Origin of the sequence: Streptomyces sp. NPDC088707 (genome assembly GCF_044752725.1) — a bacterium.
Classification (GTDB): Bacteria; Actinomycetota; Actinomycetes; order Streptomycetales; family Streptomycetaceae; genus Streptomyces.
The window spans coordinates 102,670-127,207 of record NZ_JBIVLV010000010.1 but is presented as its reverse complement, the minus strand read 5'-3'; the positions used below and the strand labels follow the sequence as shown (position 1 = coordinate 127,207).

19 protein-coding genes and 1 tRNA gene are annotated in these 24,538 nt (G+C 70.8%); 12 read left to right on the top strand and 8 right to left on the bottom strand.

All coding sequences use genetic code 11. The annotated features are described in order from the left end of the window. The first annotated feature begins 209 nt into the window (after window positions 1–209). The 4 genes from ACIP84_RS28045 (at window position 210) to ACIP84_RS28030 (ending at window position 4,904) form a co-directional block, all read left to right on the top strand. Window positions 210–2,486: an MMPL family transporter gene (locus ACIP84_RS28045; protein WP_401801351.1), complete on the top strand. Its 2,277-nt coding sequence runs from the start codon at window positions 210–212 to the stop codon at window positions 2,484–2,486. Window positions 2,487–2,841: 355 nt separating this feature from the next. Continuing rightward, window positions 2,842–3,891, top strand: a complete 1,050-nt coding sequence (locus ACIP84_RS28040) for an ATP-binding cassette domain-containing protein (RefSeq protein ID WP_401801348.1) — start codon at window positions 2,842–2,844, stop codon at window positions 3,889–3,891. Next, complete coding sequence (locus ACIP84_RS28035) at window positions 3,888–4,712, top strand: ABC transporter permease (RefSeq protein ID WP_355964098.1); 825 nt, start codon at window positions 3,888–3,890, stop codon at window positions 4,710–4,712. Before ACIP84_RS28040 ends, ACIP84_RS28035 begins: the two co-directional genes overlap by 4 nt. Window positions 4,713–4,831: 119 nt before the next feature. Beyond that, window positions 4,832–4,904: transfer RNA gene (locus ACIP84_RS28030), tRNA-Arg, on the top strand. Window positions 4,905–5,261: 357 nt separating this feature from the next. Here ACIP84_RS28030 and ACIP84_RS28025 read toward each other — a convergent pair. Together ACIP84_RS28025 and ACIP84_RS28020 are read right to left on the bottom strand one after the other, a co-directional pair. Then, the gene (locus ACIP84_RS28025) at window positions 5,262–5,600 is read right to left on the bottom strand and encodes a DUF5958 family protein (protein ID WP_401801345.1); all 339 of its coding nucleotides are present in this window, start codon (window positions 5,598–5,600) and stop codon (window positions 5,262–5,264) included. Window positions 5,601–5,732: 132 nt separating this feature from the next. Continuing rightward, entirely contained in the window at window positions 5,733–6,476 is a 744-nt protein-coding gene (locus ACIP84_RS28020; protein WP_401801343.1) for a neutral zinc metallopeptidase, read from the bottom strand. Between the two features lie 268 nt (window positions 6,477–6,744). Here ACIP84_RS28020 and ACIP84_RS28015 point away from each other — a divergent pair, with 268 nt between their 5' ends. After that, the gene (locus ACIP84_RS28015) at window positions 6,745–7,182 is read left to right on the top strand and encodes a hypothetical protein (protein ID WP_401801341.1); all 438 of its coding nucleotides are present in this window, start codon (window positions 6,745–6,747) and stop codon (window positions 7,180–7,182) included. Between the two features lie 66 nt (window positions 7,183–7,248). Here the strand turns inward: ACIP84_RS28015 and ACIP84_RS28010 are convergent, their stop codons facing one another. Both ACIP84_RS28010 and ACIP84_RS28005 read right to left on the bottom strand, forming a co-directional pair. Then, window positions 7,249–9,201, bottom strand: coding sequence for an MFS transporter (locus ACIP84_RS28010; RefSeq protein WP_401801339.1), 1,953 nt, complete (start codon window positions 9,199–9,201; stop codon window positions 7,249–7,251). Window positions 9,202–9,555: 354 nt separating this feature from the next. Further along, window positions 9,556–11,775 (bottom strand): serine hydrolase, encoded by a 2,220-nt coding sequence (locus ACIP84_RS28005; RefSeq protein WP_401801336.1) that lies wholly within the window; start codon window positions 11,773–11,775, stop codon window positions 9,556–9,558. 360 nt (window positions 11,776–12,135) lie between these two features. Here ACIP84_RS28005 and ACIP84_RS28000 point away from each other — a divergent pair, with 360 nt between their 5' ends. The 3 genes from ACIP84_RS28000 to ACIP84_RS27990 all read left to right on the top strand — a co-directional run bounded on the left by ACIP84_RS28000 (window position 12,136) and on the right by ACIP84_RS27990 (window position 14,312). Continuing rightward, window positions 12,136–12,834: a GPP34 family phosphoprotein gene (locus ACIP84_RS28000; RefSeq protein ID WP_355964110.1), complete on the top strand. Its 699-nt coding sequence runs from the start codon at window positions 12,136–12,138 to the stop codon at window positions 12,832–12,834. Between the two features lie 213 nt (window positions 12,835–13,047). After that, on the top strand, window positions 13,048–13,908 hold the full coding sequence (locus tag ACIP84_RS27995) for a helix-turn-helix transcriptional regulator (protein ID WP_229315753.1): 861 nt from the start codon (window positions 13,048–13,050) through the stop codon (window positions 13,906–13,908). 203 nt (window positions 13,909–14,111) lie between these two features. After that, complete coding sequence (locus ACIP84_RS27990) at window positions 14,112–14,312, top strand: DUF397 domain-containing protein (RefSeq protein WP_015034281.1); 201 nt, start codon at window positions 14,112–14,114, stop codon at window positions 14,310–14,312. A 143-nt stretch (window positions 14,313–14,455) separates the two neighbouring features. On the opposite strand, the gene ACIP84_RS27985 is transcribed toward ACIP84_RS27990, so the two are convergent. Beyond that, window positions 14,456–15,289: a hypothetical protein gene (locus tag ACIP84_RS27985; protein ID WP_401801333.1), complete on the bottom strand. Its 834-nt coding sequence runs from the start codon at window positions 15,287–15,289 to the stop codon at window positions 14,456–14,458. An 82-nt stretch (window positions 15,290–15,371) separates the two neighbouring features. Here ACIP84_RS27985 and ACIP84_RS27980 point away from each other — a divergent pair, with 82 nt between their 5' ends. Continuing rightward, complete coding sequence (locus ACIP84_RS27980; protein WP_401801330.1) at window positions 15,372–16,154, top strand: SDR family oxidoreductase; 783 nt, start codon at window positions 15,372–15,374, stop codon at window positions 16,152–16,154. 185 nt (window positions 16,155–16,339) lie between these two features. Beyond that, window positions 16,340–17,884: a sodium:solute symporter family protein gene (locus ACIP84_RS27975; protein ID WP_355964115.1), complete on the top strand. Its 1,545-nt coding sequence runs from the start codon at window positions 16,340–16,342 to the stop codon at window positions 17,882–17,884. Between the two features lie 47 nt (window positions 17,885–17,931). Here the strand turns inward: ACIP84_RS27975 and ACIP84_RS27970 are convergent, their stop codons facing one another. The 3 genes from ACIP84_RS27970 to ACIP84_RS27960 form a co-directional block, all read right to left on the bottom strand. Beyond that, the gene (locus ACIP84_RS27970) at window positions 17,932–19,050 is read right to left on the bottom strand and encodes an ADP-ribosylglycohydrolase family protein (RefSeq protein WP_355964116.1); all 1,119 of its coding nucleotides are present in this window, start codon (window positions 19,048–19,050) and stop codon (window positions 17,932–17,934) included. A 255-nt stretch (window positions 19,051–19,305) separates the two neighbouring features. Beyond that, window positions 19,306–21,891, bottom strand: a complete 2,586-nt coding sequence (locus ACIP84_RS27965; protein ID WP_401801327.1) for a bifunctional FO biosynthesis protein CofGH — start codon at window positions 21,889–21,891, stop codon at window positions 19,306–19,308. 323 nt (window positions 21,892–22,214) lie between these two features. After that, on the bottom strand, window positions 22,215–23,045 hold the full coding sequence (locus tag ACIP84_RS27960; RefSeq protein WP_401801324.1) for an LLM class F420-dependent oxidoreductase: 831 nt from the start codon (window positions 23,043–23,045) through the stop codon (window positions 22,215–22,217). Window positions 23,046–23,201: 156 nt separating this feature from the next. Here ACIP84_RS27960 and ACIP84_RS27955 point away from each other — a divergent pair, with 156 nt between their 5' ends. Together ACIP84_RS27955 and ACIP84_RS27950 are read left to right on the top strand one after the other, a co-directional pair. Beyond that, on the top strand, window positions 23,202–23,960 hold the full coding sequence (locus tag ACIP84_RS27955) for a GNAT family N-acetyltransferase (RefSeq protein ID WP_401801321.1): 759 nt from the start codon (window positions 23,202–23,204) through the stop codon (window positions 23,958–23,960). Between the two features lie 99 nt (window positions 23,961–24,059). Then, window positions 24,060–24,527, top strand: coding sequence for a carboxymuconolactone decarboxylase family protein (locus ACIP84_RS27950; protein WP_355969863.1), 468 nt, complete (start codon window positions 24,060–24,062; stop codon window positions 24,525–24,527). Window positions 24,528–24,538 lie beyond the last annotated feature (11 nt).

Sequence of the window (24,538 nt, the reverse complement as noted above, 5' to 3'; positions counted from 1 at the left end):
CCCCGTAGTCCCCCGCACCGCCATGGCGCCATGCCGCCATGCCGCGCTGCCCGCTGCTTGCTGCCTGCTGCCTGCTGCCTGCTGCCCGACCGAACCGACTGACCGACCGACCGACCGAGGCTGCAACCCCGGCACCGACCCAGGCACCACCCCAGGCACCGCCGTACGCATCCCCACCCGACCGTCAACCACCCAACGGGAGCCCCACCGTGGCTACGTTCCTCTCCAAACTGGGCCGCCTCGCCTTCCGCCGCAAGGGGGTCACGCTGCTGCTCTGGCTGCTGGCCTTCGTCGGCATGGGCGTCGCCGCCTCGTCCGCCCCCACGCCGCCCGCCGACACGTTCTCGATGCCGGGGACCGAGTCGCAGGAGGCCTTCGACCTGCTGACGGAGAAGTTCCCCGACGCGAGCGTCGACGGCGCCACCGCCAGGGTCGTCGTCCGCGCCCCCGAGGGCACGAAGATCACGACGCCCGCGACGCGCACCGGGGTCGAGCGCCTCGTCACCGAGCTGGGGGCCTCGTCACCGCAGGTGGTGGGCGTCGCCGACCCGTACAGGTCCCCCGCCGTCAGCATCAGCGAGGACGGGACGACCGCCTACCTGGTGGTGACGTACAAGGTCCCCGCGGCGGAGGTCGACGACAAGGCGCACGACGCCCTCGACGCCGCCACCGAGCAGGCCCGCGAGGCGGGGCTCACCGTCGAGGCCGGCGGCGACGCCGTGAAGATCGAGCAGGCCATGGGCGGCACGGGCGAGCAGATCGGCATCCTGGTCTCCGCTTTCGTCCTCGTCCTGACCTTCGGCTCGATGATCGCGGCCGGAATGCCGCTGATCACCGCGCTGATCGGGGTCGGCATCGGCATCTCGGGCATCACGGCACTCGGCTCCGCCTTCGGTCTCTCCGGCACCACGTCGACCCTCGCGATGATGATCGGCCTCGCGGTCGGCATCGACTACGCGCTGTTCATCGTGTCCCGTTTCCGGGCCGAGCGGGCCGAGGGACGTACCCCCGAGGAGGCCGCGGGACGGGCCGTCGGCACGGCCGGCTCGGCCGTCGTCTTCGCCGGGCTCACCGTCATCGTCGCCCTCGCCGGGCTCGCCGTCGTCAACATCCCCATGCTCACCAAGATGGGCCTCGCCGCAGCCGGCACCGTCGCCGTCGCCGTACTCGTCGCGATCACGCTGGTCCCCGCCCTCCTCGGCCTCGCGCCGGTCAAGGTGATGGCCCGCAGGGGACGCCTGCGGTACGCCGTGAAGCCGCTGTCTGACCGACAGCGGCGCAGGGCCGCCAAGCACGAGTCGAAGCTCGCCCGGAAGACGAAGCCCAACCTGGGCACCCGCTGGGCCCGTTACGTCCTGCGCCACCCCTTGGTCGTCCTGCTCGTCGGCGTGATCGGCCTCGGCACCATCGCCGTACCGGCCGCAAGCCTGGAGCTCGGCCTGCCGGGCGAGGGCCAGATGTCGACGCAGACGACCCAGCGCAGGGCGTACGACCTGCTCTCGGAGTCCTTCGGGCCCGGCTTCAACGGCCCGCTGATGATCACGGTGCGGACCAGGTCCACCGACAGCACCGGGACGGCGGATGCCAGGACGACGGGCGACAAGATCGGCAAGGCTCTCGCGAAGACGCCCGGCGTGGCCTCGGTCTCGCCTGCCACCGCCAACAAGGCGGGCGACACCGCGATCCTCACCGTCGTCCCCACCACCGGTCCGACCGAGAAGAAGACCGAGGAACTGGTCCACGCACTCCGCGACACCGCCGACGGCCTGGAGCGGAGCACCGCGTCACGGATCCTCGTCACCGGCCAGACGGCCATGTTCATCGACTTCTCGCAGACCCTCGACGACGCGCTCCTGCCCTACCTGGCCCTGGTCGTGGGTCTCGCCTTCCTCCTCCTGATGGTGGTCTTCCGCTCCGTCCTGGTCCCGCTGAAGGCGGCCCTGGGGTTCCTGCTCTCGGTGGCCGCGGCGCTCGGCGCGGTCGTGGCGGTCTTCCAGTGGGGCTGGCTGGCCGATGTCTTCGGCATCGACGCGCCGGGCCCGATCATGAGCACGATGCCGATCTTCATGATCGGCGTGGTCTTCGGCCTCGCGATGGACTACGAGGTCTTCCTGGTCAGCCGGATGCGTGAGTCGTACGCCCACGGTGCCCGCCCGGGCGAGGCGGTCGTCGACGGCTTCCGCTACGGGGGCCGGGTGGTCGGCGCGGCCGCCGTCATCATGATGAGCGTCTTCTCCGGCTTCATCGTGGAGGACAACGACTTCGTGAAGATGATCGGCTTCGCCCTCGCGATCGCGGTCCTCTTCGACGCCTTCGTGGTCCGGATGGCGATCGTGCCGGCGCTCTTCGCCCTGCTCGGCAGGTCGGCGTGGTGGCTGCCGAAGTGGCTGGACCGGATCCTCCCGCGGGTGGACGTGGAGGGCGAGAAGCTCGCCGGGACGCAGTCGGCGCCACGGGCACCGCGGGAGAGCACCCTGGTCGGCTGAGTACCGACAGAAGGCGCCCCGTGGCACCGGCCCGCCCAGGCCGGCGCCACGGGGCGCCTTCCGTCTGGCGGGACCGATCGCGGAAAAGCCCAGGTCAGAAGAACAAGGTGCCACGCGGCGACGCCTAGACACAGTCATGGCGCCACAATGACTCGACATGGCGCCATGACTGTGCCACGATGATGGCGCAAGCACGGCACGAGATGGCGCCAAACAAACGCCACTCCCCCGCGGCGCACGGAACGCACAGCTCACCTCGGCCCACCGCTCACCCCGGCCACCACGCACCTGGCCCACCGCGCAGCTGGCCCACCGCGCACCCAGCTCACCCAGCCCAGAGAAAGGCCCGCAGCCCATGAGCACCACGAACCGCCCCACGCACACGGCCACCGCAGCGGCCACCGCCTCCCCCGGCACGCGCCCCACGGCGATCTCCGCGACCGGCCTGCGCAAGTCGTACGGCGACAAGGTGGTGCTCGACGGCATCGACCTGCGGATCCCCGAAGGAACGATCTTCGCCCTGCTCGGCCCCAACGGCGCGGGCAAGACGACGACGGTCGAGATCCTCTCCACCCTGATCACCGCCGACGGGGGCGAGGCCCTGATCGCGGGCCACGACGTGAAGGCCGCCGCCGACTCGGTACGCACCCTGATCGGCGTCACCGGCCAGTTCGCCGCCGTCGACGGGCTGCTGACCGCCGAGGAGAACCTGCTCCTCATGGCCGACCTCTACCACCTCAGCCGCAGCGAGGGCCGGCGTCGCACCGCCGAGCTCCTGGAACGGTTCGACCTGACCGAGGCGGCCCGCAAGAACGTCGCCACCTTCTCCGGCGGCATGCGCCGCAAGCTGGACCTGGCGATGACGCTGGTCGGCCGGCCGCGGATCATCTTCCTCGACGAGCCGACCACCGGCCTCGACCCGCGCAGCCGCCGCGACATGTGGGAGCTGATCAGGGACCTGGTCACGGAGCAGGGCGTGACGATCTTCCTCACCACTCAGTACCTGGAGGAGGCCGACCACCTCGCCGACCGCATCGCGGTGCTCGACCACGGCACGCTCGTCGCCGAGGGCACGGCGGAGGAACTGAAGCGACTGATCCCCGGCGGCCACGTACGCGTCCGGTTCGCCGACGAGACCGACCTCGCCACGGCCGCCGCGGTCTTCGGCATCGCGACCCGGGACGACGAGGCGCTCGCCCTGCAGATCCCCAGCGACGGCTCGGTCACCAACCTCCGCGCCATCCTCGACGCCCTGGACAGCACCGGGGCCCGGGCGGAGTCGCTCACCGTGCACACCCCCGACCTCGACGACGTCTTCCTCACCCTCACGGGCAAGCAGAACGCCCCCACCGTCCCCGCCCCGGCCACCGCTGCCACCACCACTCAGAAGGAGTCGACCCGATGAGCACCGCGACCCTCGCCCCGGCCACGCCCGCCAAGCCCACCCGCTCGTACGCCCTGCGCGACTCCCTGACGATGCTGCGCCGCAACATCAAGCACATGCAGCGCTACCCGTCGATGACGATCTCGATCCTCGTCATGCCCCTGCTGATGCTGCTGCTCTTCGTGTACGTCTTCGGCGGCGCGCTCGGCGCCGGCATCGGGGCGGGCGGCGACCGCGGCGACTACATCAACTACCTGGTGCCCGGCATCATCCTGATGGCCGCGACCTCGGGGGCCGTGGCGACGGCCGTGTCGGTCTGCACCGACATGACCGAGGGCATCGTCAACCGCTTCCGCACGATGTCGATCTCCCGCGGCTCCATCCTCACGGGCCACGTCATGGGCAGCGTCCTCCAGGTCGCCGCGGTCCTCGTCCTGGTCACCGGCGTGTCCCTGGCGATCGGCTTCAGGCCCGACGCCTCGGTCGTCGAGTGGGCGGCCGCCGCGGGCCTGCTCCTCTTCCTCGCGTTCGGCATGGCCTGGCTGTCCGCCGCGATGGGCATGGGCGCGAAGACCGTCGAGTCCGCGAGCAACGCCCCGCTGCCGCTGACCTTCCTGCCCTTCCTCGGCAGCGCGGTCGTCCCCCCGGAGTCCATGCCGACGGCCCTGCGCTGGTTCGCCGAGTACCAGCCCTTCACCCCGATCAACGAGACCCTCCGCGGCCTCCTGCTCGGCACGGACATCGGCAACGCCGGCTGGATCGCCCTGGCCTGGTGCACGGCCCTGTCCGCCCTCGGCTACCTCTGGTCCCGCGCGGTCTTCAACCGCGAGGTGACCCGCTGACCCACCGACCGACCGAGCACCAGCGGAGGGCGGCCCCGGAAACCATCCCGGGGCCGCCCTCCACAACACCCCATCACCTCAGCACACCCCCACGCCCGTCCGCTACGCTGTCTCCGTCCGCCTTCGTAGCTCAGGGGATAGAGCACCGCTCTCCTAAAGCGGGTGTCGCAGGTTCGAATCCTGCCGGGGGCACAAGGGCAAAGGCCACACCTAAACGTTTAGGTGTGGCCTTTGCCATCTACGGCTGACATCACCGACAGCGGTCAGGCACGACCGGGCCGCCTCTTCAGCAGCCGGTCCATGTGACTGATCGCCTCGCGCTGCGTGTCCTGGACGACGTGCGTGTACACGTCCATGGTGATGCTGATCGGACGACGGCGGCCGGGGTCGCCTCCTGCGCGCGGCCGCCGGGGGAAGGGGCGGGCGGGAGCAGCTGCTGCCGCGATGCGGCGGGGCCCGGTGTGGTCGCTCCGCATCGGTACCGGTCTCGTCTTGCTGGAGGAGTGCGTCGCTCGGGCGTCTTCGCAGGTGACGGCCTGCGGCAGCGTCCTAGGTTGGATCTTGTGGCTGAGCTGACAAGTTGTGCCACTCATGACCGCATCCTTCGACGCAGTACAGCGCACGCCTACGGGTGTCAGCGATGCTGAAGAGGGCGACAAGCAGGCGAAATGACTTCGTGAGTTCATACGCCGGCAGTTGGGCCATCCCGAAGCGCCACTTCATGAGCATGACCGCAGGCGTGTGAGTGGGACGAATGCCGGAGCGCGCGATGCTCTCTGGGGCATCGTCCTGGCGAGCGCGAGCCTGACCGCAGAACAGTTCTGGGCGCCCCGGCCCCCTTGTGTGACCGAATGAGCGGGAAGCCAGGAGCCTCCGATCCCACTCCAACGCTGTCCTGGTGAGCGCGAACGCTTACGGACCATCAGCGCAGGAGAGGCACGGCCCAAGAAGGCGTCATCGAGGCGAATGCAGCGGGACTCAGAACTCTGGTCGGGGCACGACCAGGGATGCCCTCGTCCGCTAGGAACGCCAGTACTCGTTGATGCAGTTCTCCGGATGACTTCCCGAGTTGTTCGACGACCCGAAGAATCCGATCTTCCAGGCATTCGCCCGCTCCTGGGGAGTCCCATGGTGGCCGGGGTCGGTGAATTCGACGTCGCCGGCCTTCTCCCTGCTCTCGACCGCCGCTTCGAAGTCGGCGACCGTCAGGGTCCCCTCAGCCGTGGCTCCTGCCCATACCCCGGAGAAGCAGTCCGCCATCAGTTCCTGATGCTTCCCGGGCCTGATGGGCGGCTGGGCCCCCTGGTAGACCAGAACGTCCTGTATCCAGTGACCCATTTCATGCGTCACGGTCGTCGCGACCGTGAACTTGCCCGCCTTTTCCGAGTACTGGCCGTTCACCTCTCCCAGCTGCATCGCCAGCATGGTCTCGATGGGGAACACGAGCACCCCTTCGTACGTCACGCCATCCTGCTGCACGTCCTGATCGCAGTAGAACGCGGAGGGGATGTCGGAACTGCTGATGGCTCCGTCGCACGCGTTCTCGTACGTCTCACCCCGTTGGATTATCTTGTACAGCGGTTCGGCCTGGTCAAGCTGTTGACTCTTCAGCCAGTTGTCCCAGTACGGGTACGCGCTGTCCTCGATCGTCTCCTCGATGTACGCCGTGACAGATGCTTCGTCGACGGGAGGATTTACATCAGCGTGGGCCGTACCAGCCGCCCCTCCGGCCCCCAAGACTGCCGCGGTGAGTACCGCGAACACTCGCCTGAGCATAGGAAACCCCTCACGGGCGCGGATGCGTCAACGTGCGAAAGCTGTGACGAGGCCGCTCACCGCGAGCGCGTCGAGTCGGCGCCCGCGACAGCGGTGATGGACGGCATTCGAAGAGGCCCATAGGGCGTCGTCTGCCTGTCCTCATCACCATGCTCGACCGCTTGACGGTGGTGCGCAACAGCTCGGTACGAGCCCCTCCCCCGGGCCGTCGTACCCTTCCCTCCTGATGTCCCGCAGCCGACCGAAGGCAGGCGTCGTGAGTGTGTTGCCGTTCGTGGACGAGCATGTCGTCGACGTGGACGCCGGGGTCGAGGAGTTGTGGCCGCGGCTGCTGGTGAAGGTCGGGCGGTCGCTCTCCACCGGGGGTGGGGCCCGGTACGCGCGGGTCGTGGGGGCCGTTCCCCGCGAGAGCGGCGGGGTACGGCCGCTGGGTGCGGGGTCGGAGTTTCCGGGGTTCCGCGTCGCTCGGGTCGTGCCGGGGCGGGAGCTGGCGCTCGAAGGGCGGCACCGGTTCTCCTCGTACAGCCTTGTCTTCCGGGTCGAGGAGCTGGGCGGCGGGCGCTGCCGGCTGCGCGCCGAGACCCGTGCCGTCTTCCCCGGGGTGGCGGGGCGGGTCTACCGGGCGCTCGTCATCGGGAGTGGCGGGCACGCGTTCGCCATGCGGCGGCTGCTGGCCGGTTACCGGCAGCCGTGACGCCGAGTCCGGCGGTGCCGGGGGCTGCGGCGGCGAGGTAGAAGCGGCCGGGCCGGGCTCAGCGGCTCAGCGGAGTTCTTCCGGGCACGGTGTGCCCCGGGAGAGCTTGTACGGGGCCGCCAGGCGGTAGACGCCGGCCTTCGGGGCGACCAGTTGCGTCCATTCGTCGCCCTCCGCGTCCGCCTCCGTCTTGAAGAGGCAGCCCTCCTCGTTGGCGAAGACCTTCGGGATCTCGGTGTCCGACTCCTCGCGCGCCAGCTTCGACGCCTCCGTCTCCTGCGGAGGTTCGATCTTGCCGCCGTCGTCGTCCACCAGGGCCAGCCACGGCGAGTACGGGACGCGGATGAGGACCCGGCCCGGGGCCTCGACGCGGATGACGACCTCGTTCTCCTCCGCGCTCTGCACCACCGCCGGCGGGTCCGCGAGGGGCGTCGGGCTCGCGACCTCGTACAGGCGCCAGTTCTCGTCCGACCACACCTGCTTCAGATACGGCAGGCCGTCGCCGACCAGCTCCGCCTCCTGCTCCGCGCCCGAGTCGGGCGCGCCCGTCGGCAGCACCACGTAGTGGACGGCCCAGCGGTGGAGCCACTCCTCGTAGTTCACGGCGTTCAGCGTGTCGTCGTAGAAGAGCGGGTTGCGCTCCATGTCGGCCTGACGGTTCCAGCCCCGCGCCAGGTTGATGTACGGGCTCAGCGCCGAGGACTCGCGGTGGCTCGACGCCGGTACGACCTCCACCCGCGCCTTGCGCGCGTCCCGCACCTGGAGCTGGTTGACCAGCGGCGCGAGCTCGCGCGCCCAGGAGGCGTCCGGGGCCGTACGGATCACGTCGTCGACGCCCTTGAAGCCGATCCAGAAGTTCAGGCCGGCGAAGGCCAGCACCAGCGCGTACCAGCGGCGTGAGCGCGGCGCCCTGTACGGCAGGGCCGCCAGCAGCACGACGCCCGCGAAGAGCATCGGGAGCCGCGAGATGTTCGAGCCGATCTGCGAGTCGATCAGCCAGGTCAGCAGCGTGCCGATCGTGTACACCGCCGCGGCGGTGCGGACCGTCCGCCAGTCCTTGGGGACGAGGAGGAAGGTCAGCACTCCGAACAGCAGCGGCAGCGCTGTCGACCCGAAGGCCATCGGCTGCGTGCCCGAGAAGGGGAAGAGCCAGGAGGACAGGGCGACGACCGCCACCGGGGCCAGACCCAGTGCGTACGCGCCCGGGCGCCGGCGGTTCAGGAAGAGCGCCGCCGCCGCGACCCCGAGGAAGAGCCCCGCGACGGGGCTGCACGCCGTGGCCAGACCGGCGAGCGGCGCCGCCACCGCGGCCTTCGCCCAGCGCTTGCGGCGCCAGCGGTGCGGCCAGCAGAACACCGCCGCGACCGCGCCGACCGCGAACATCATGCCGAGACCGAAGGTCACCCGCCCCGACAGGGCGTTGCAGAGGAACGCGAACACGCCCGCGACCGAGCACGCGAGCGGATTGCGGACGGCCCGCACCCGCACCAGGATCAGCGCGGTCAGCCCCGCCGACAGCGTCCCCGCGACCATCATCGTGCTGCGCACACCGAGCATCGACATCAGGTACGGCGACACGACGCTGTACGAGACCGGGTGCATCCCGCCGTACCAGGCCAGGTTGTACGCCGAGTCGGGGTGCCGGCCGACGAACTCGGCCCACGCGTCCTGCGCCGCCAGGTCGCCGCCGCTGTTCGCGAAGAAGAAGAACCACAGGATGTGGGTGACGGCCGCGAGGCCGGTGGCCGCCAGAACCGTGTAGCGGCGCTTCCGCCGCGGGGCCGGGGCCGGGGCGGTGGACGCCGGGGCCGGCCGCTGCGCAGGAAGCACTATTCGCGGGAGCGAATCAAGAGACGCGTCGGCTTCCGCGTGGGACCCGGCGCCGGTGCGGCCGTCGGCGCGGGCCTCGCTACGGCCGTCGGCGGAGCAGTCGGCATGTCCGTCGGCGGAGACGTCGGCATGGCCGGAGTCAGGGGCTGAGTCCGCGCGGTCGGCGCGTGTCGGCTCGGCGGTGGTCACTGCGGCCCTTTCCCGTGCTGCCGTCTCGCTTCTCTCGCGTGAGTCACGCGTCGTACTCGTCCCCGGGAAGACGCTAACAGCTGGGCCCCCCGGAGAACCCGGGGAGCCCGGCCGAGCGGGTGGCCGCCCGGCCTGGTGACCGGTCGGGACGGGCGCCGGGCCGGGCACCCGGTCAGGGCCTGGTGACCAGGCCGGGGGCCGGGTCGGGCGACCGGTCGGGCCGAGTGCCGCGTCAGGCCCGGGGGCCAGTCATGCCGGGAGCCGAGCCAGGCCCGGTGGCCGGTCGGGCCAGCTGCCGAGCCAGGCCCGATACCGGTCGGGCCGGGCCCGGTGGCCCGCCCCGGTCCGGGCGGCTCAACCCACGCGCGTGAGCTTCTTGTCGACGCCCGGCTCCGCCAGGTCCTGCTGGAGCGCGACGGGGGAGCTGACCTTGCCGGCGCCCGTGCCGATCGACACCTGGCCGACGATGTCGCCCGCCTTGCCGGTGTGCGGGACGGCCTTGCCGCCGTCCGTCAGCGCCAGCTTCACCTGGAGACCCGGCCAGCCGATCGCCTTGAGCTCCTTCGTCGCCACGACCGGCGTCCGGCCGCCGAGGCCGTCGTCGACGTAGCCGAGGACCTGGCCCTTGCGGACCACGGCCACCGAGGTGACGTCCTTCTGGGCCTGCTGGATCAGCTTGTAGCTGTTGTCGATGGCGAGCTGGAGCTTCTGGCCCAGCTGCTCCGCGTCCTTCGCGCCCATCACGATGCCGAGGATGCGGCGGTTCTGACCGTCGACGACGGTGTTCGCCGACCAGAGCAGGTTGCCGCCCGCCGGGGTGGACGAGCCGGTCTTGATGCCGCTCACACCCGGCTTGAGCAGGATGTTGTTGTTGTTCTCGATCCGGCCGGGGATGCCGTCCACCGTCAGGTTCGGCATGTTCACGATCTCGCGGAACACGTCGTACTGCATGACCGCCTTCGCCAGCTTCAGCTGGTCCTGCGGGGTCGACACGGTGCTGTCGAGCAGACCCGACGGGTCGGTGTAAGTGGACTGGGTCATGCCCAGGTCCTTCGCGGCGGCGTTCATCTTCTCGACGAACGCGGCCTCCGAACCGGCGTCCCAGCGCGCGAGCAGCCGGGCCACGTTGTTCGCGGAGGGGATCATCAGGAGCTCCAGGAGCTCCTTCTCCGAGTACGTCTGTCCCTTCTGCACCGCCGCCGTCGACTCGTGCTCCGCCTTGCCCTGATCGGCGGCCTTCTGGTCGATCTCGATCTCGGGGCCCTTCTGGCTCCCCTTCAGCGGGTGGTCGCGGAGGATCACGTACGCCGTCATCGTCTTCGTGACGCTCGCGATCGGGGCCGGCTTCTGCGCCCCGTACGTCCCCATGGATCCGACGCCCTCGACCTCGACGGCGCCCTGTCCCTCGGTGGGGAACGGCAGCTTCAGTTCGCCGCCCTGGAAGGTGAAGGTCGGCGCGGCCGACAGCGTCAGCTCCGGCGGGGGCAGCGGGCGGACCATCTGCACGATCGCAAACACGATCAGGACCAGAAGGACCAGCGGGGTCCAGATCCGCACCCGGCGCACGGTCGTCCGCAGCGGGGTCGGGGGCGGGGGCGGCGTGTTCGTCAGCTCGGCGAGCAGGTCGAGCGGGGGCAGCGGCGGGAGCGGCTGCTGCCGCGTCCGCTCGGCCTCTGCGAAGGCGGGCGCGGGCGAGGCCGAGGGCGCCGACGCGGACGGCGCGGACGGCGCCTTCGGCTGTACGGGGGCGGAGGCGGCGGGCTTGGGGGCCTCCGGCGCCTTGGGGGCCGTCGCGGCCGCCTGGGCCTTCTGCTCGGCCGGGATGTCCGCCCGCAGCGGCAGGAAGGTGCTGGTGCGCTCGCTGTCGGCGTCCCCGGTCCTCTTGCCGGTGCCGGCGCCGGTGCCGGTCAGGGAGGACGGGAGCTTCAGCGCGGTCGTGGGCTGGTCCACGGGCAGCCGGACGGCCTTGAACATGGTCGTCGGCTGGTCGACCGGCTCGTCCTCGATGTCGTCCGAGTCGTCGTCCGAGCCGTCGTCCGAGTCGTCGTCGGAGTCGGCAGTGTCGGAGGGGGCGTCAGCGGGCTCCTCGGCCGCGGGCTTCGCGTCCGCCGCCGACGTCCGCGCCGAGAACCAGGATTCCGCGGAGGACTCCGAGGTCGCCTTCGCCTCGACGGGCTCCGCGTCGGAGCCGTCGTCGGAACCGTCGCTCGTGTCGTCGTCCGGCTCGTCCCCGTCGGAGCCGACCTCGTCCTCGGGTTCGTCGTCCGCCGGCTCGGCTTCGGTGTCGGCCTCGACGGCCTCGACTGCCTCGTCCGACTCCGCCCCGTCCGACTCCGCTTCGTCCTCGCCCAGGTCCTCGTCGGACGCCACGGCCCTCTCGGGCGCGTCCTCCGGCTCCTCCGCCGTCGCCACCCACGCCGCCACCGCGGCCTTCAGGCGGTCGCTCTCGGGCTCCGGTGCCTTCTCCGGCTCCGAGGGCTCCGAGGGCTCCGTCCGCTCCGGCGCGGCCGCCGGTGCGTCGTCCTCCGGGGTCCGCGGCGCCAGCGTCTTGAAGACGGCCGTCGGCTGGTCCACCTGAACCGCCGACCCCGAAGCCGAGGACGACGCAACCGAAGCCGCCGACGAGGCGTCCGACTCATGGAGCACGGAAAGCCGAGGATCCCTGCCGCCGCCGCCCGAGGCCGTCGTCTCCTGAGACGACCCCTGCTGCTCCGCCTTGTCGGGGGACTCGCCCGCCACCGTGCCTCCTCCATGCGTCGTGCGTACGTACGGACCGTGTACCGGTCCGTGTACCAGTGTCCTGTGTGAACCCCTTGGCCCCCGTGCTAGACGAGAACGACATACCTACTGGTTCCCGGATGAACCACCCAGGCACTCTCGACAGATGAATGTGAGAGGGGTCACCCTGTCATTCATCCACGCGGGGAGGCATGGATGGGCAGGAGCCGCAGAACCATTCCGGAGGAGCTTCTGCTGCTCGCTCTGGACCCGACCACGGGTACCACAGCGCAGCCGCAGTCGCTCGACCTCGGCCTGGCCGGTGCACAGCTAGTGGAGCTGGCGCTGGCAGGCCGGATAGCCCCTGACGGGGATCGTATCGCCGTGGTGATGCCACGGCCGACCGGAGATCCGACCTTGGACTCCGCACTGGAACTGCTGCGCAGGCGTGGCAGTCCGGTCCGGGCCGTCCACTGGATCGGCGGACCCCGACTGGGGCTTCGCCAGACGTATCTCTCGCATCTGGAGCGATGCGGCATGGTGCATGCCGTGGAGGGCCAGATGTGCGGGGTGTTGCCGACGACTCGCTATCAGGCGACGGACACGGCGATCAGTCGGGAGATCCGTTCCCGGCTGGACAGCGCGATCCGCACCGGCGTACCGCCGGACCCGCGGACCGCGGCGCTTGCCGCGCTGGCCCACGCGGTCGGTCTCGGGAAGCACCTCTACCCCGGTAACGAAGGACGGTCGTCGCGGTCCCGGCTGCGCGATCTGATCCGGCACGACCCGATGGGCGGACTCGTGGCGCACGCCGTGATGGACGTCCAGAACGGCGCGGCGGCACAGCCGCGTCGGAGCGCCGCGGGTGTCCCGGCGCAGCCTCGCGGCAGCATGGTCCGCGCGGCGGCGCACTAGGCACCTCGCACAGAACAGAACCAACCCGGGAGCCGCACAAGTGTGCGGGGCGGTCTGGACGGCCGCCCCGCACACGCGCGTCCCGTGACGTCTCCGGTGTTCAGCCGGGCATACGTTGTGGTCATTTTCCAGCGCACACCTGGCCTTTGGTGGCAGTCTGCCAAGCGGTAGACACTCACAGCTACGCAACAGAGAGCCGGAGGTGCAGTTTCCGTGGCGTCCAACGTCAACCCCACCGTCAGGCGACGCCGATTGGGCCAGGAGCTGCGCAAGCTCCGGGAAGCGAAGAACATGACGGCCGAGCAGGTCGCCGAGCGTCTTCTCGTCTCCCAGTCCAAGATCAGCCGGCTGGAGAACGGCCGCCGCTCCATCAGTCAGCGCGATGTGCGCGACCTGTGCGGTGTGTACGAGGTCGAGGACGAGCGCATGGTCGACTCGCTCATGCAGATGGCCAAGGACTCGCGCCAGCAGGGCTGGTGGCACGCCTTCGGCGACATCCCGTACAGCGTCTACATCGGTCTGGAGACCGACGCGGAGAGCCTGCGGATGTACGAGCCGCAGATCATCCCCGGGCTGCTCCAGACGCACGCGTACGCGGAGGCGGTCATCACCGGCGCGCTGCCTGAGTCGACGCCCGCGGACATCGACAAGCGGGTCACGGTCCGCACCCGCCGCCAGGAGCGCATCCGGGACGAGGAGCGTCCGCTGCGCCTGTGGGCGGTCATCGACGAGGGCGCGCTGCACCGGATCGTCGGCAGCAGGCAGCTGATGGTGGAGCAGCTGGAGCACCTCATCGAGCAGTCGCACCTGCCGCACGTCACCGTGCAGGTGATCCCGTTCGAGATGGGCGCGCACCCGGGGATCAGCGGGCAGTACTCGATCCTGGAGTTCCCGGACACGTCCGACTCCAGCGTCGTCTACATCGAGGGTGTGACGAGCGATCTGTATCTGGAGAAGGCGCAGGACGTCGGCAAGTACAGCGTCATGTACGAGCACCTCAGGGCGCAGGCGCTGAACGTCGAGCAGACCCGTGACTTCATCTCGGAGATGGTGAAGAAGCACGCCAGGGGCTGAGCCGAAAAGCGCTGCCTCTCGGGTCCGAAAACAGCGGGGCGGGTACGGTACACGGCGTACTCGCTCCCACGGAAGCCCAGTTGGAATATGCCACTCGGACGTGTGAACGCCGGTCCCGCCGGAGGGGACCGGCGAGTAGCGTCGATCACGCCGGCAAGAACGTTGGCGCGACACATCCACTGGCAGAACCGGAGCTGAGCAGCATGGCGATTATTCAGGGTGGCACCGACACCTGGACGAAGTCCTCGTACTCCGGAGGGAACGGGGCCTGCGTCGAAGTGAAGTCCCCCCTCGTGACCGCGATCGCGGTGCGCGACTCCAAGGCCCCCGAGGGTCCCTCCCTCTCTTTCGGACCGGGATCGTGGAACGCCTTCGTCGGCGAGGTGAGCAACGGGGCGCTCTGAGCCCCGTCGCTCAAGCCGTCAGCGCGAGCACCACAGGCAGGACACGCACCACCCGCAGGACACGCACCACTCGCAGTACGAAAGAGCCCTCTCGACCGGTCCGCCGTCCTGGCCGAGGGGGCTCGGCCTTGCCCCCGGATCGGTCAACGCAGTTGATCCACGTACCGGTCCGTCCCCGGCACCGTCGGGATGAAGGGCGCCACCAGCTCCACGCGGCCCGCGTCCGCCCCCAGTGACTCCAGGTCCCCGAAGTGCTCCGTCCAGCACTCCCTCGGGTCCCGTTCCAGGAACCAGAGCAGGGTTAGCCGGGTGTCGACGCCCTCGACCTGTTTCACGTACGTCATGCGGTCGCCGGGCAGCGGGGTCGGGCGGAAGATCGTGACCATCGCCGCCGGTGAGCCGGCGAGCCGTCGGGGCAGGTCTCTGGTCCGCAGCCGTTCGAGGAGTGCGGCGCGCTCCTCCGGGCCGTCCGTGTCGACGACCTGGAGGATCAGCCCCGCGTAGGGGTGGTCGAGGGCGTGGAAGTCGCGCGGGCCGGCCGCCCCGTCGCGGTAGACGGTCGCCTCGTGGTCCTGGAACGCGGTGAAGACGTGCGTCCGTTCCTGGTGGACGCGGGCGTCGCGGTTGAGCCGTCTGTTGATGCCGACGGTCCACTTCATGTGGTCGTCGTAGCGGCCCTCGGTGATCCAGTACGTGGAGAGGTAGCAGCCCGCGGTGACGGGGCGGGCGACGGCGGACTTCTCCGGGGCGCGCAGTTCCTGGAGTTCGCGGGTGGCGACCCAGCGGCGGCCCGCGTACATCCAGGGCATGGCCATGGCGCCGGAGTAGTAGTGGTCGTCCTCGTACCAGCGGTTGTACGCGTACTCGTGGCCCGGATGCGGCTCGACCATGGTGATCAGCGCGTGGCCGGGCCGCACCCCGTACGGGCCGACGGACGCCAGCTCCGCGTACGTCTCGCTGCGGGTCTCCTCGCTCATCCTCGTTCCCCTTCCCTTGTCGGCGACTCGGCCCTACTCTGACGGACCGTCAGATCGATGAACAGGCCCAGGGAGGACCCGGATGCTGCTCCAGGGGAAGACGGTCGTCGTGTCGGGCGTCGGCGCGGGACTCGGCCATCGCATCGCCGAGACGGTCGTACGGGACGGGGGCAACGCGGTCCTCGGCGCCCGCACCGAGGCCAATCTCGCCAAGTCCGCCGCCGAGATCGACCCGGAAGGGGGCCGTACCGCCTACCGGGCCACCGACATCACCGACGAGGCCCAGTGCGAGGCCCTCGCCGCCCTCGCGACCGAGCGTTTCGGCGGGATCGACGCGGTGGTCCACGTCGCCGCCTGGGACTCCTACTTCGGCGGTCTGGAGGACGCCGACTTCGCGACCTGGCAGGGCGTCCTGGACGTCAACCTGCTCGGGACCCTGAGGATGACCCGGGCCTGCCTGCCGGCGCTCAAGGAGCACGGGGGTTCGGTGGTCCTGATCGGCACGCAGTCGGCGGTGGCCGCGCCCACGCAGGTGCGGCAGGCGGCGTACGCGGCGTCGAAGGGGGCGCTGACCTCGGCGATGTACTCGCTCGCGCACGAGCTCGGGCCGCACCGCATCCGGGTCAACACCGTGCTCCCCGGCTGGATGTGGGGGCCTCCGGTGCAGGCCTTCGTCCAGTTCACCGCGCACACCGAGAAGGTCCCCGAGGCGGAGGTGCTCGCCCGGCTCACCGAGCGGATGGCGCTGCCGGAGCTCGCGACGGACGGGGACGTGGCGGAGGCGGCAGCCTTCCTCGCCTCGGACCGGGCGCGGGCTATCACGGGTCAGTCCCTCCTGGTCAACGCCGGGGAGCTGATGCGCTGATACCCGCAGGAACCTTCTGATTCCGCGCCGATTTCACGCGGGACTGGTTCATGGACATGAACAAGGGTCAGTAAACAGAACGATTTTACTGTCCCTTGACCCTCCATTGCATTGTCCCTGCCTTGCAACTCGCCACACCATGAACGGCGTTCACAAGGCGGACCAGAACCCCTGGAGGGGGCTCCATGAACAGTCTCGACTGGGCCGTGCTCATCGGCTACTTCGGCGTGATGGTCGCGATCGGTGTCTGGTCCCACAAGCGGGTGGACACCGTCTCCGACTTCTTCACGGCCGGCGGCCGGATGCCCTGGTGGCTCTCCGGTATCTCCCACCACATGTCGGGCTACAGCGCGGTGATGTTCACCGGGTACGCGGGCATCGCCTTCACCTACGGCGTCACGTCCTACGTCACCTGGTCCTTCCCCATCGCGATCGGTATCGCCATCGGCGCGAGCCTCTTCGCGCCCCGGCTCAACCGGCTGCGCTCCCGCCTGAAGGTGGCCTCCCCGCTCGAATACCTCAAGGACCGCTACAACCTTCCCACCCAGCAGGCCCTCGCCTGGTCCGGCGTCCTGCTGAAGATCGTCGACGTCGGCGCCAAGTGGGCCGCCATCGCCACCCTGCTCTCCGTCTTCACCGGCATCTCCCTCAACCAGGGCATCCTCATCACCGGCGTGGTCACCGGCATCTACTGCACCGTCGGCGGACTCTGGGCCGACGCCCTCACCGAACTCGGCCAGTTCGTCATCCAGCTCCTCGCCGGCGTCGCCATGCTCGTCGCCGTCCTCGGCAAGCTCGGCGGCTTCAGCGCGCTGTGGACCGTGTGGGACCGGCCCGAGCTCCAGGGCCACACCGCGCCGACGGCCGGCCCGTACACGCTGACCTTCCTCCTCGCGTACCTCTTCATCAAGACCTTCGAGTACAGCGGCGGCATGTGGAACCAGGCCCAGCGCTACATGGCCACCCCCAACGCCCGCGAGGCCACCCGCTCCGGCCGGCTCTCCGCGGTGCTCTGGTTCATCTGGCCGCTGGTCCTCTTCTTCCCCATGTGGGTCGCGCCGCTACTCGTCGACCCGAAGAAGCCCGACGCCTCCGACTCGTACGCCCTGATGACCGAGCAGCTGCTGCCGCACGGCCTCCTCGGCCTCGTCGTCGTCGGCTTCTTCTCGCACACCATGGCCATGTGCTCCTCCGACGCCAACGCCATCGCCGCCGTCTTCACCCGTGACATCGCCCCCGCCGTCAGCAAGGCCGCCCGCGGCTGGAGCCAGAAGGCCGGGCTGCTCGCCGCGCGGTGGTCGACGATCGCCTTCCTCGCGCTGTCGATGGCCATCGCCACCCAGGTCAACTCCCCCACGTTCAAGGACATCATCACCGTCGTCATCAAGTGGGTCGCCGGACTCATGGGGCCGATCGCGATCCCCTTCATGCTCGGCCTGCTCCGCACCTTCCGGAAGTCCGGACCGACCGCGGCCCTCGTCTCCTGGGCCGCCGGACTCTTCGTCTTCTGGCTCACCAACTACGGCCTCGACGGCATCGAGCTCCAGATCCAGATCGTCTCGCCGCTCGCCACGTCCCTCGTCCTGTACGTGCTCATCGGCTTCCTCAAGCCCGAGGACACCCCGGAACGGGACGCGCTGCTCGCCCGGATCGGCACCGACCCGGAAGACGAGGGCGGCGCCGCGATCCCCGCACAGGGCGGCGAGCGCGCGGACCAGCCCCTCGGGTGACCCCCTGACGGTCGACTCCTCGGGTGACCCCCGGTGAGGCCTTCTGATCAGGCCCTCGGGTAGCGCGCCAGCCAGCCCGGCGACGACTCCGTCGGGCTGTGCAGGGCCGCCCCCTGCGTCATCTCCATCGAGAAGTCGTCCGCGAGCTCCAGGACCGTCGCACGGCCCTCCAGTTCGGCCAGCCAGGCCGGCGGGAGGGCCGTCTCGCCGTGCAGGGCGCCCAGCAGCGCGCCCGTGAGCGCCCCGGTCACCGCCGACGGCCCGTCGTGGTTCACCGCGAGCCGCAGCCCGTGCCGTACGTCCTCGCCGACCAGGGCGCAGTACACGGCCGCCGCCAGCTGCCCCTCCGCCCGGTCCTCGGTCGCCCCCAGGGCGGCCACCCGCTCCGGATCCGGAACCCCTTCCCGTACGGCTCCGACGGCGCGGCCCAGCGCCTCGGTGACCGGCTCGTGGCCGGGGCGCGCCGCCAGCTGCCCGAGGGCCCGGTCGACGGCCGCCTCCACGGAGCCGCCGCGCGCGAGGCCGTGGACGACGACCGCGAACGCGCCGGCGGCGAGGCCGGCGGCCGGGGCGCCGTGGGTCTGGGCGGCGCACTCCACGGCGAGCTGGCAGACGAGCTGCGGCTCCCAGCCGACGAGCAGCCCGAAGGGGGCGGAGCGGACGAGGGCGCCGGAGTCGGCGGCCTCCGGGTTCTTGGGCCTGTCGAGGGTGCCGAGGATCTCGTCGCCGAGACCGGTGAGGCAGGCGCGGGACGGGTTGCGGCGGGCGTAGAGCCATTCCTCGCGGGCGAGCCAGCCGTTGTCCTTGCGGCGCTCGTCGGGGCCCCAGTCGCGCTGGGTGGCGGCCCACCGCAGATGCGCCCGGTGGACGTCGGTGGGCGGGTGCCAGGCGCCCGTGTCGCGGCGGACCTGGGCGCGGATCAGGCCGTCGACGGTGAAGAGCCCCATCTGGGTGGCGGCGGTGACGGCGCCGCGGCGGCCGAACGCGGGCGCGGGCTCGCCGAGTCCGTCAGGTCCGTGGGCGTCCTTGATCTCGGCGAGGGTCAGCCCTTCGACGCCGGCGCCCAGGGCGTCACCGAGGGCTCCGCCGAGCAGACAGCCCCGTACGCGGGCGCGGAAGTCCTGCTGTTCGGCGCGGCCCCACACGGCCGCGGCTGTCGTGGCCACGACGTGCCCTCCCCCCGTAGACCGGTCTGCGCAGCACTGTAATGGACCGGGTACGTCCGTTCGGGGGCCGGAACGTTATGTGATCTGAAGCCCTTCAGTTCACTTTTGACCGCAGTTCGCCCGAGGCTTGGGCATGACGTGAACGATCCGCGTCATGAACCCCCTGACACGAGTCACGCACGCCCCTCTCCACCGCGGCCACGGAACGGCGCCCGCTGCTCCTGGCCCGTCCTGGCTACTCCTGGCTACTCCTGGCTACTCCTGCGGAAGGACCGGCAGCAGCTCCGGGAGGTGTCCGTCCGACGCCCTCGCCGTGCGCTGTCGTTCCTCCGGCACGTGGCCGTAGAGGGTGGTCCGGGGTTTGGCCGGGCGGCCTGCTGTGGCCGCGATGGCTTCGAGGTCGCGGATGGACCGGTAGGAGCCGTAGCTCGATCCGGCCATGCGGGAGATGGTCTCCTCCATGAGGGTGCCGCCGAGGTCGTTGGCGCCGGAGCGGAGCATCTCGGCGGCGCCTTCGGTGCCGAGTTTGACCCAGCTGGTCTGGATGTTGGGGATGTGGGGGTGCAGGAGGAGGCGGGCCATGGCGATGACGGCGCGGTTGTCGCGGTGGGTGGGGCCGGGGCGGGCGATGCCGGCGAGGTAGACGGGTGCGTTGGTGTGGATGAAGGGGAGGGTGACGAACTCGGTGAATCCTCCGGTCTCCTGCTGGATGCGCGAGAGGGTGCGGAGGTGGCCGAGCCAGTGGCGGGGCTGGTCGACATGCCCGTACATCATCGTGGAGGAGGAGCGGATGCCGAGTTCGTGGGCGGTGGTGACGACCTCGATCCAGGTGGCGGTGGGGAGTTTGCCCTTGGTCAGGACCCAGCGGACTTCGTCGTCGAGGATCTCGGCGGCGGTGCCGGGGATGGAGTCGAGTCCGGCTTCCTTGGCGGCGGTGAGCCATTCGCGGATGGACAGGCCCGTCCTCGTGGCGCCGTTGACGACTTCCATGGGGGAGAAGGCGTGGACGTGCATGCCGGGGACACGCTGTTTGACGGCGCGGGCGATGTCGAAGTAGGCGGTGCCGGGCAGGTCGGGGTGGATGCCGCCCTGCATGCAGACCTCGACGGCGCCGACGTTCCAGGCCTGTTCGGCTCGGTCGGCGACCTGGTCGAGGGAGAGGGTGTAGGCGTCGGCGTCGGTGCGGCGCTGGGCGAAGGCGCAGAAGCGGCAGCCGGTGTAGCAGACGTTGGTGAAGTTGATGTTCCTGGTGACGATGTACGTCACATCGTCACCGGAGACGGACTTCCGCACGTCGTCGGCGATACGGGTCAGCGCGTCGAGCGCCGGCCCGTCGGCGTGGAGCAGCGCCAGCGCCTGGGCGTCGGTGAGCTTGGTGGGGTCGTCGGCGGCGACGGCGAGGGCCTCGCGGACGTCGGAGTCGACACGCTCGGGCACCATCCCGGGGGCGGCTGCCTCCCGGAGGGCGTCCCAGTCGCCGTAGACGTCGTCGAAGTCGTCACGGCGGTCACGGGTGCGGCCGGTGGTGTCGATGGTGGCGTGCAGATCGGTCCGGCCGGACGCGGTGAACGCCTCGTCCGGCTCCTGCCAGGGCAGACCGCGCACCGGGGCGTCGGGGTTCGCCAGCCCCGTTTCGGGGTCGGCGAGCGCGCGGACGTGCGGGAGGAGACGCGGATCGAGCCACGGCTCACCCCGGGTGATGAACTCCGGATACACGCAGAGCCGTTCCCGCAGTTCGAACCCTGCCGTCCTCGACCTTTCGGCGAGTTCCTCGATCCGCGGCCAGGGGCGTTCGGGGTTGACGTGGTCGATGGTGAGGGGGGAGACGCCGCCCCAGTCGTCGATGCCGGCGGCGATGAGGCGCTCGTAGGCGGAGTCGACGAGGTTGGGCGGGGCCTGCAGGCAGGCGGAGGGGCCCATGATGTGCCGGGCGACGGCGACGGTCGCGACCAGGTCGTCGAGCTCGGCGTCCGGCATCCCGCGCATGGCCGTGTCCGGCTTGGCACGGAAGTTCTGGATGATCAGCTCCTGGACGGAGTGATACGCCCGCGAGACCCGCCGCAGCGCGAACAGCGACTCCGCCCGCTCCTCCAGCGTCTCCCCGATCCCAAGGAGCAGTCCGGAGGTGAAGGGGACCGAGGACCGCCCCGCGTCTTCAAGGACACGGAGGCGGACGGCGGGCTCCTTGTCCGGGGAGCCGTGGTGGGGGCCGCCGGGCTCCGACCACAGGCGGGTCGCGGTCGTCTCCAGCATCATCCCCATCGACGGCGCGACGGGCTTGAGCCGCTGGAAGTCCGTCCACGACATCACCCCGGGGTTCAGGTGCGGCAGCAGCCCCGTCTCCTCCAGGATGCGGATGGCCATCGCCCGGACATAGGCGATGGTGTCGTCGTATCCGTGCGCGTCGAGCCATTCACGGGCCTCGGGCCAGCGGTCCTCGGGCTTGTCCCCGAGGGTGATCAGCGCCTCCTTGCAGCCCAGCTCCGCGCCGCGCCGGGCGACGTCGAGGACCTCGTCCGGCGACATGAACATCCCGTGCCCGTCCCGGCGGAGCCTGCCAGGGACGGTGACGAAGGTGCAGTAGTGGCACTTGTCCCGGCACAGCCGGGTCAGCGGTATGAACACACTCTTCGAGTACGTGATGACACCCGGCCGCCCGGCCGCCGCGAGCCCGGCATCCCGCACCCGCCCCGCGGACGCGACCAGATCCGCCAGATCCTCCCCCCGCGCCCGCAACAGCACGGCCGCCTCACCGACATCGAGCGCGACCCCGTCCCTGGCCCGCTTCAGAGCACGGCGCATGGCATTCGCGGTGGGGCGAGCTTCCTGGTCATCCGTCATGAACCGAGCATACGAGCGGGCACCACGAGCAGGCTTCGGGTCCCCGCAGGAAGCGGCGAATCCGGCCAAGCGGTCAGTCGGTGTCCTTCGGGCGCCGAGGCGCCGCGTAGCCCTCGGCCGCCTCGTTCGTCGCGAAGCGGGTGCCACTCCTCGCCGACCGAGGGCGGAGCCATGTCGTCGCCGCGCTTCGGCCTCACGGGGGGACACCCGCCCCGTCGTCCGCGGCGGCGACCCGCTTCGAGTTCTTGGAGAGCTCGGAGAAGGGGACACTCTGGGTCAGCATGGGTCGACGCCACTTCGGAACGTATCCCGAAGTCAAGGGATCAGAGGTACTCGGCGTACGCGTCCAGGACGCGCAGGACCTCCGGTTCGGCGGCCGGGGGGAGCTGGAGGACGACCTCCTCGCAGCCCAGTTCCGCGTAGTGCGCGAGCTTGCCGCGGGTCGGGAGGACGGCGTACGGGACGATCTCCAGGGTCTTCGGGTCCCGACCCGCCTTCTCCCAGGCCTCCTTCAGGACCGGGAGCGACTCCGTCAGGCCGCGGCCGCCGATCGGCATCCAGCCGTCCGCCTGCGCGGCGATCTGGGCGAAGAGCTTCGGGCCCGCCGCGCCGCCCAGGAGGATGCGGGGCGCGCCGCCGATGGGCTTCGGCCAGGCCTCCGAGGCGCGGACCGAGTGGCCGAACTCACCTTCGTAGGAGGTGGGTTCGGGAGACCAGAGCGCTCGCATCAGGTTCAGTCGGTCGCGGCCGAGCTCCCGGCGGGTGCGCCACTCCACGCCGTGGTCGGCTGCCTCCTCGCGGTTCCAGCCGAAGCCGAGGCCGAGGGTGAAGCGGCCGCCGGAGACATGGTCGAGGGTCGCGATCTGCTTGGCGAGGGCGATCGGGTCGTGTTCGGTGATCAGGGTGACGCCGGTGCCGAGCGCGAGGCGTTCGGTGACGGCGGCGGCCTGGCCGAGGGCGACGAAGGGGTCGAGGGTGCGGCCGTACTCGCGGGGCAGCTCCCCGCCCGCCGGGTAGTCCGTGTCCCGGGCGACGGGGATGTGGGTGTGCTCGGGGAGGTAGAGCCCGCCGAACCCACGCTGTTCGAGTTCACGCGCGAGCCGCACGGGGCTGATGGTCTCGTCGGTCAGGAAGATCGTGGTCGAGATCCGCATAGCGGCACGGTAGGGCGTGCGGCCCGGATTGCCGAGGGGTGCGACACGAGTGCGTTCCGCGTCGGCCGGGCGTTCACGGGTACGCGCCAGGGTCACGAACGCCGGGGGCGGGGAAATACGCGGGCGGCCTGCCGCTTCGGCGCCTAGCGTGGGCGCGTGCTGAAGAGAATCGAGTCGTACTACGACGCCGTGCCCCGTTCCGCCGCCCGCGCCGAGGCGTTCGGGCCGTTGACCCTGTTCGTGCGGGAGGGCGCGGGCTGGCCGTACTACGCGCGGCCCGCGCTCGGATACGACGGGGAGGTGACGGTCGCCGACGTGGACCGGGTGCGGGCGCGGCAGCGGGAGCTGGGGGTGCCCGAGGCGTTCGAGTGGGTGGCGGAGACGACGCCGGGGCTGCGGGCCGCAGTGGAGGCGAGCGGGCTCACCGTCCACGAGCATCCGCTGATGGTCCTCGAGGGCGACGGGCTCCCGGTGGCCGGGCCCGAGGGCGTCACCGTACGGATGGTCGGCGCGCGCGATCCGTTCCTGGCGAGCGCGGTCGCCGCTCCGTACGCGGCCTTCGGCGCCGAGCCGACGCCGGATGCCGTCGCCCAGGTCGCCGGTCGGATCGCGGCGGGTCTCACCCATCTCTCGGCCGCCCTCGACGACGCCGGCACGGCGCTCTCTGCGGGGCAGCACCAGCCCGTCGGGGCGGTGACCGAGGTCGTCGGCGTCGGTACGGTCCCGGCGGCCCGGCGCCGGGGCCTCGGTCTCGCGGTGACGGCCGCGCTGGTGGCCGACGCCCGGTCGCGCGGTGTGGAGCTGGTGTTCCTGTCGGCGTCGGACGCGGACGTGGCCCGGCTGTACGGGCGCCTCGGTTTCCGCACCGTCGCCACCGCCCTCATCGCCGAGGCATCGGAGGCTTCGGAGGCGTAGAGAACGGGAGCCCGGGGGGTGTCACATCTTTCGCGTCCGCTTCGTCAGTGCGGTGAAGGCAACCGAAACCGCACACCGAGACGCTGAGGAGCGATCACCATGGCGCACGCGACCACCCCCCGGATGACCAACCCCGCCTACGTCCTCCCCGGAGCCGGCCCGGCGATCCAGGAGCTGGTGAAGGCGACCCGCGCGGGCGGTGTCCCGGAGTCGACCCTGGAGCTGGTGCACCTGCGGGCCAGCCAGATCAACAGCTGCGGGTTCTGCGTCGACTACGGCGCGAAGAGCGCCCGGAAGAACGGCGTGAGCGACGAGAAGCTGTTCGCCGTCGCCGCCTGGCGCGAGGCCCCGTACTTCTCCGACGAGGAGCGCGCGGCCCTCGCCCTGGCCGAGGCGGCGACCCGGCTCGCCGACGCCTCGGACGCCGTGCCGGACGAGGTCTGGGACGCCGCGGCCGACCACTACGACGAGAAGCAGCTGGCGGCGATCGTCCTGATGGTGGCGGTCACCAACCTGTTCAACCGGATCAACGTGACCGTCCGCCAGCCGGCCGGAGTCGCCCTCTGACGAGGGCGCGG

Bases quoted from the DNA above. Each gene is read 5' to 3' on its own strand.
- ACIP84_RS27990 (WP_015034281.1), top strand. From the start codon at position 14,112: ATGGCGATTATTCAGGGTGGCACCGACACCTGGACGAAGTCCTCGTAC.
- ACIP84_RS27950 (WP_355969863.1), top strand. From the start codon at position 24,060: ATGGCGCACGCGACCACCCCCCGGATGACCAACCCCGCCTACGTCCTC.
- ACIP84_RS27985 (WP_401801333.1), bottom strand. From the start codon at position 15,289: ATGAGCGAGGAGACCCGCAGCGAGACGTACGCGGAGCTGGCGTCCGTC.
- ACIP84_RS27980 (WP_401801330.1), top strand. From the start codon at position 15,372: ATGCTGCTCCAGGGGAAGACGGTCGTCGTGTCGGGCGTCGGCGCGGGA.
- ACIP84_RS28040 (WP_401801348.1), top strand. From the start codon at position 2,842: ATGAGCACCACGAACCGCCCCACGCACACGGCCACCGCAGCGGCCACC.
- ACIP84_RS27965 (WP_401801327.1), bottom strand. From the start codon at position 21,891: ATGACGGATGACCAGGAAGCTCGCCCCACCGCGAATGCCATGCGCCGT.
- ACIP84_RS27975 (WP_355964115.1), top strand. From the start codon at position 16,340: ATGAACAGTCTCGACTGGGCCGTGCTCATCGGCTACTTCGGCGTGATG.
- ACIP84_RS28000 (WP_355964110.1), top strand. From the start codon at position 12,136: ATGGGCAGGAGCCGCAGAACCATTCCGGAGGAGCTTCTGCTGCTCGCT.
- ACIP84_RS28035 (WP_355964098.1), top strand. From the start codon at position 3,888: ATGAGCACCGCGACCCTCGCCCCGGCCACGCCCGCCAAGCCCACCCGC.
- ACIP84_RS27960 (WP_401801324.1), bottom strand. From the start codon at position 23,045: ATGCGGATCTCGACCACGATCTTCCTGACCGACGAGACCATCAGCCCC.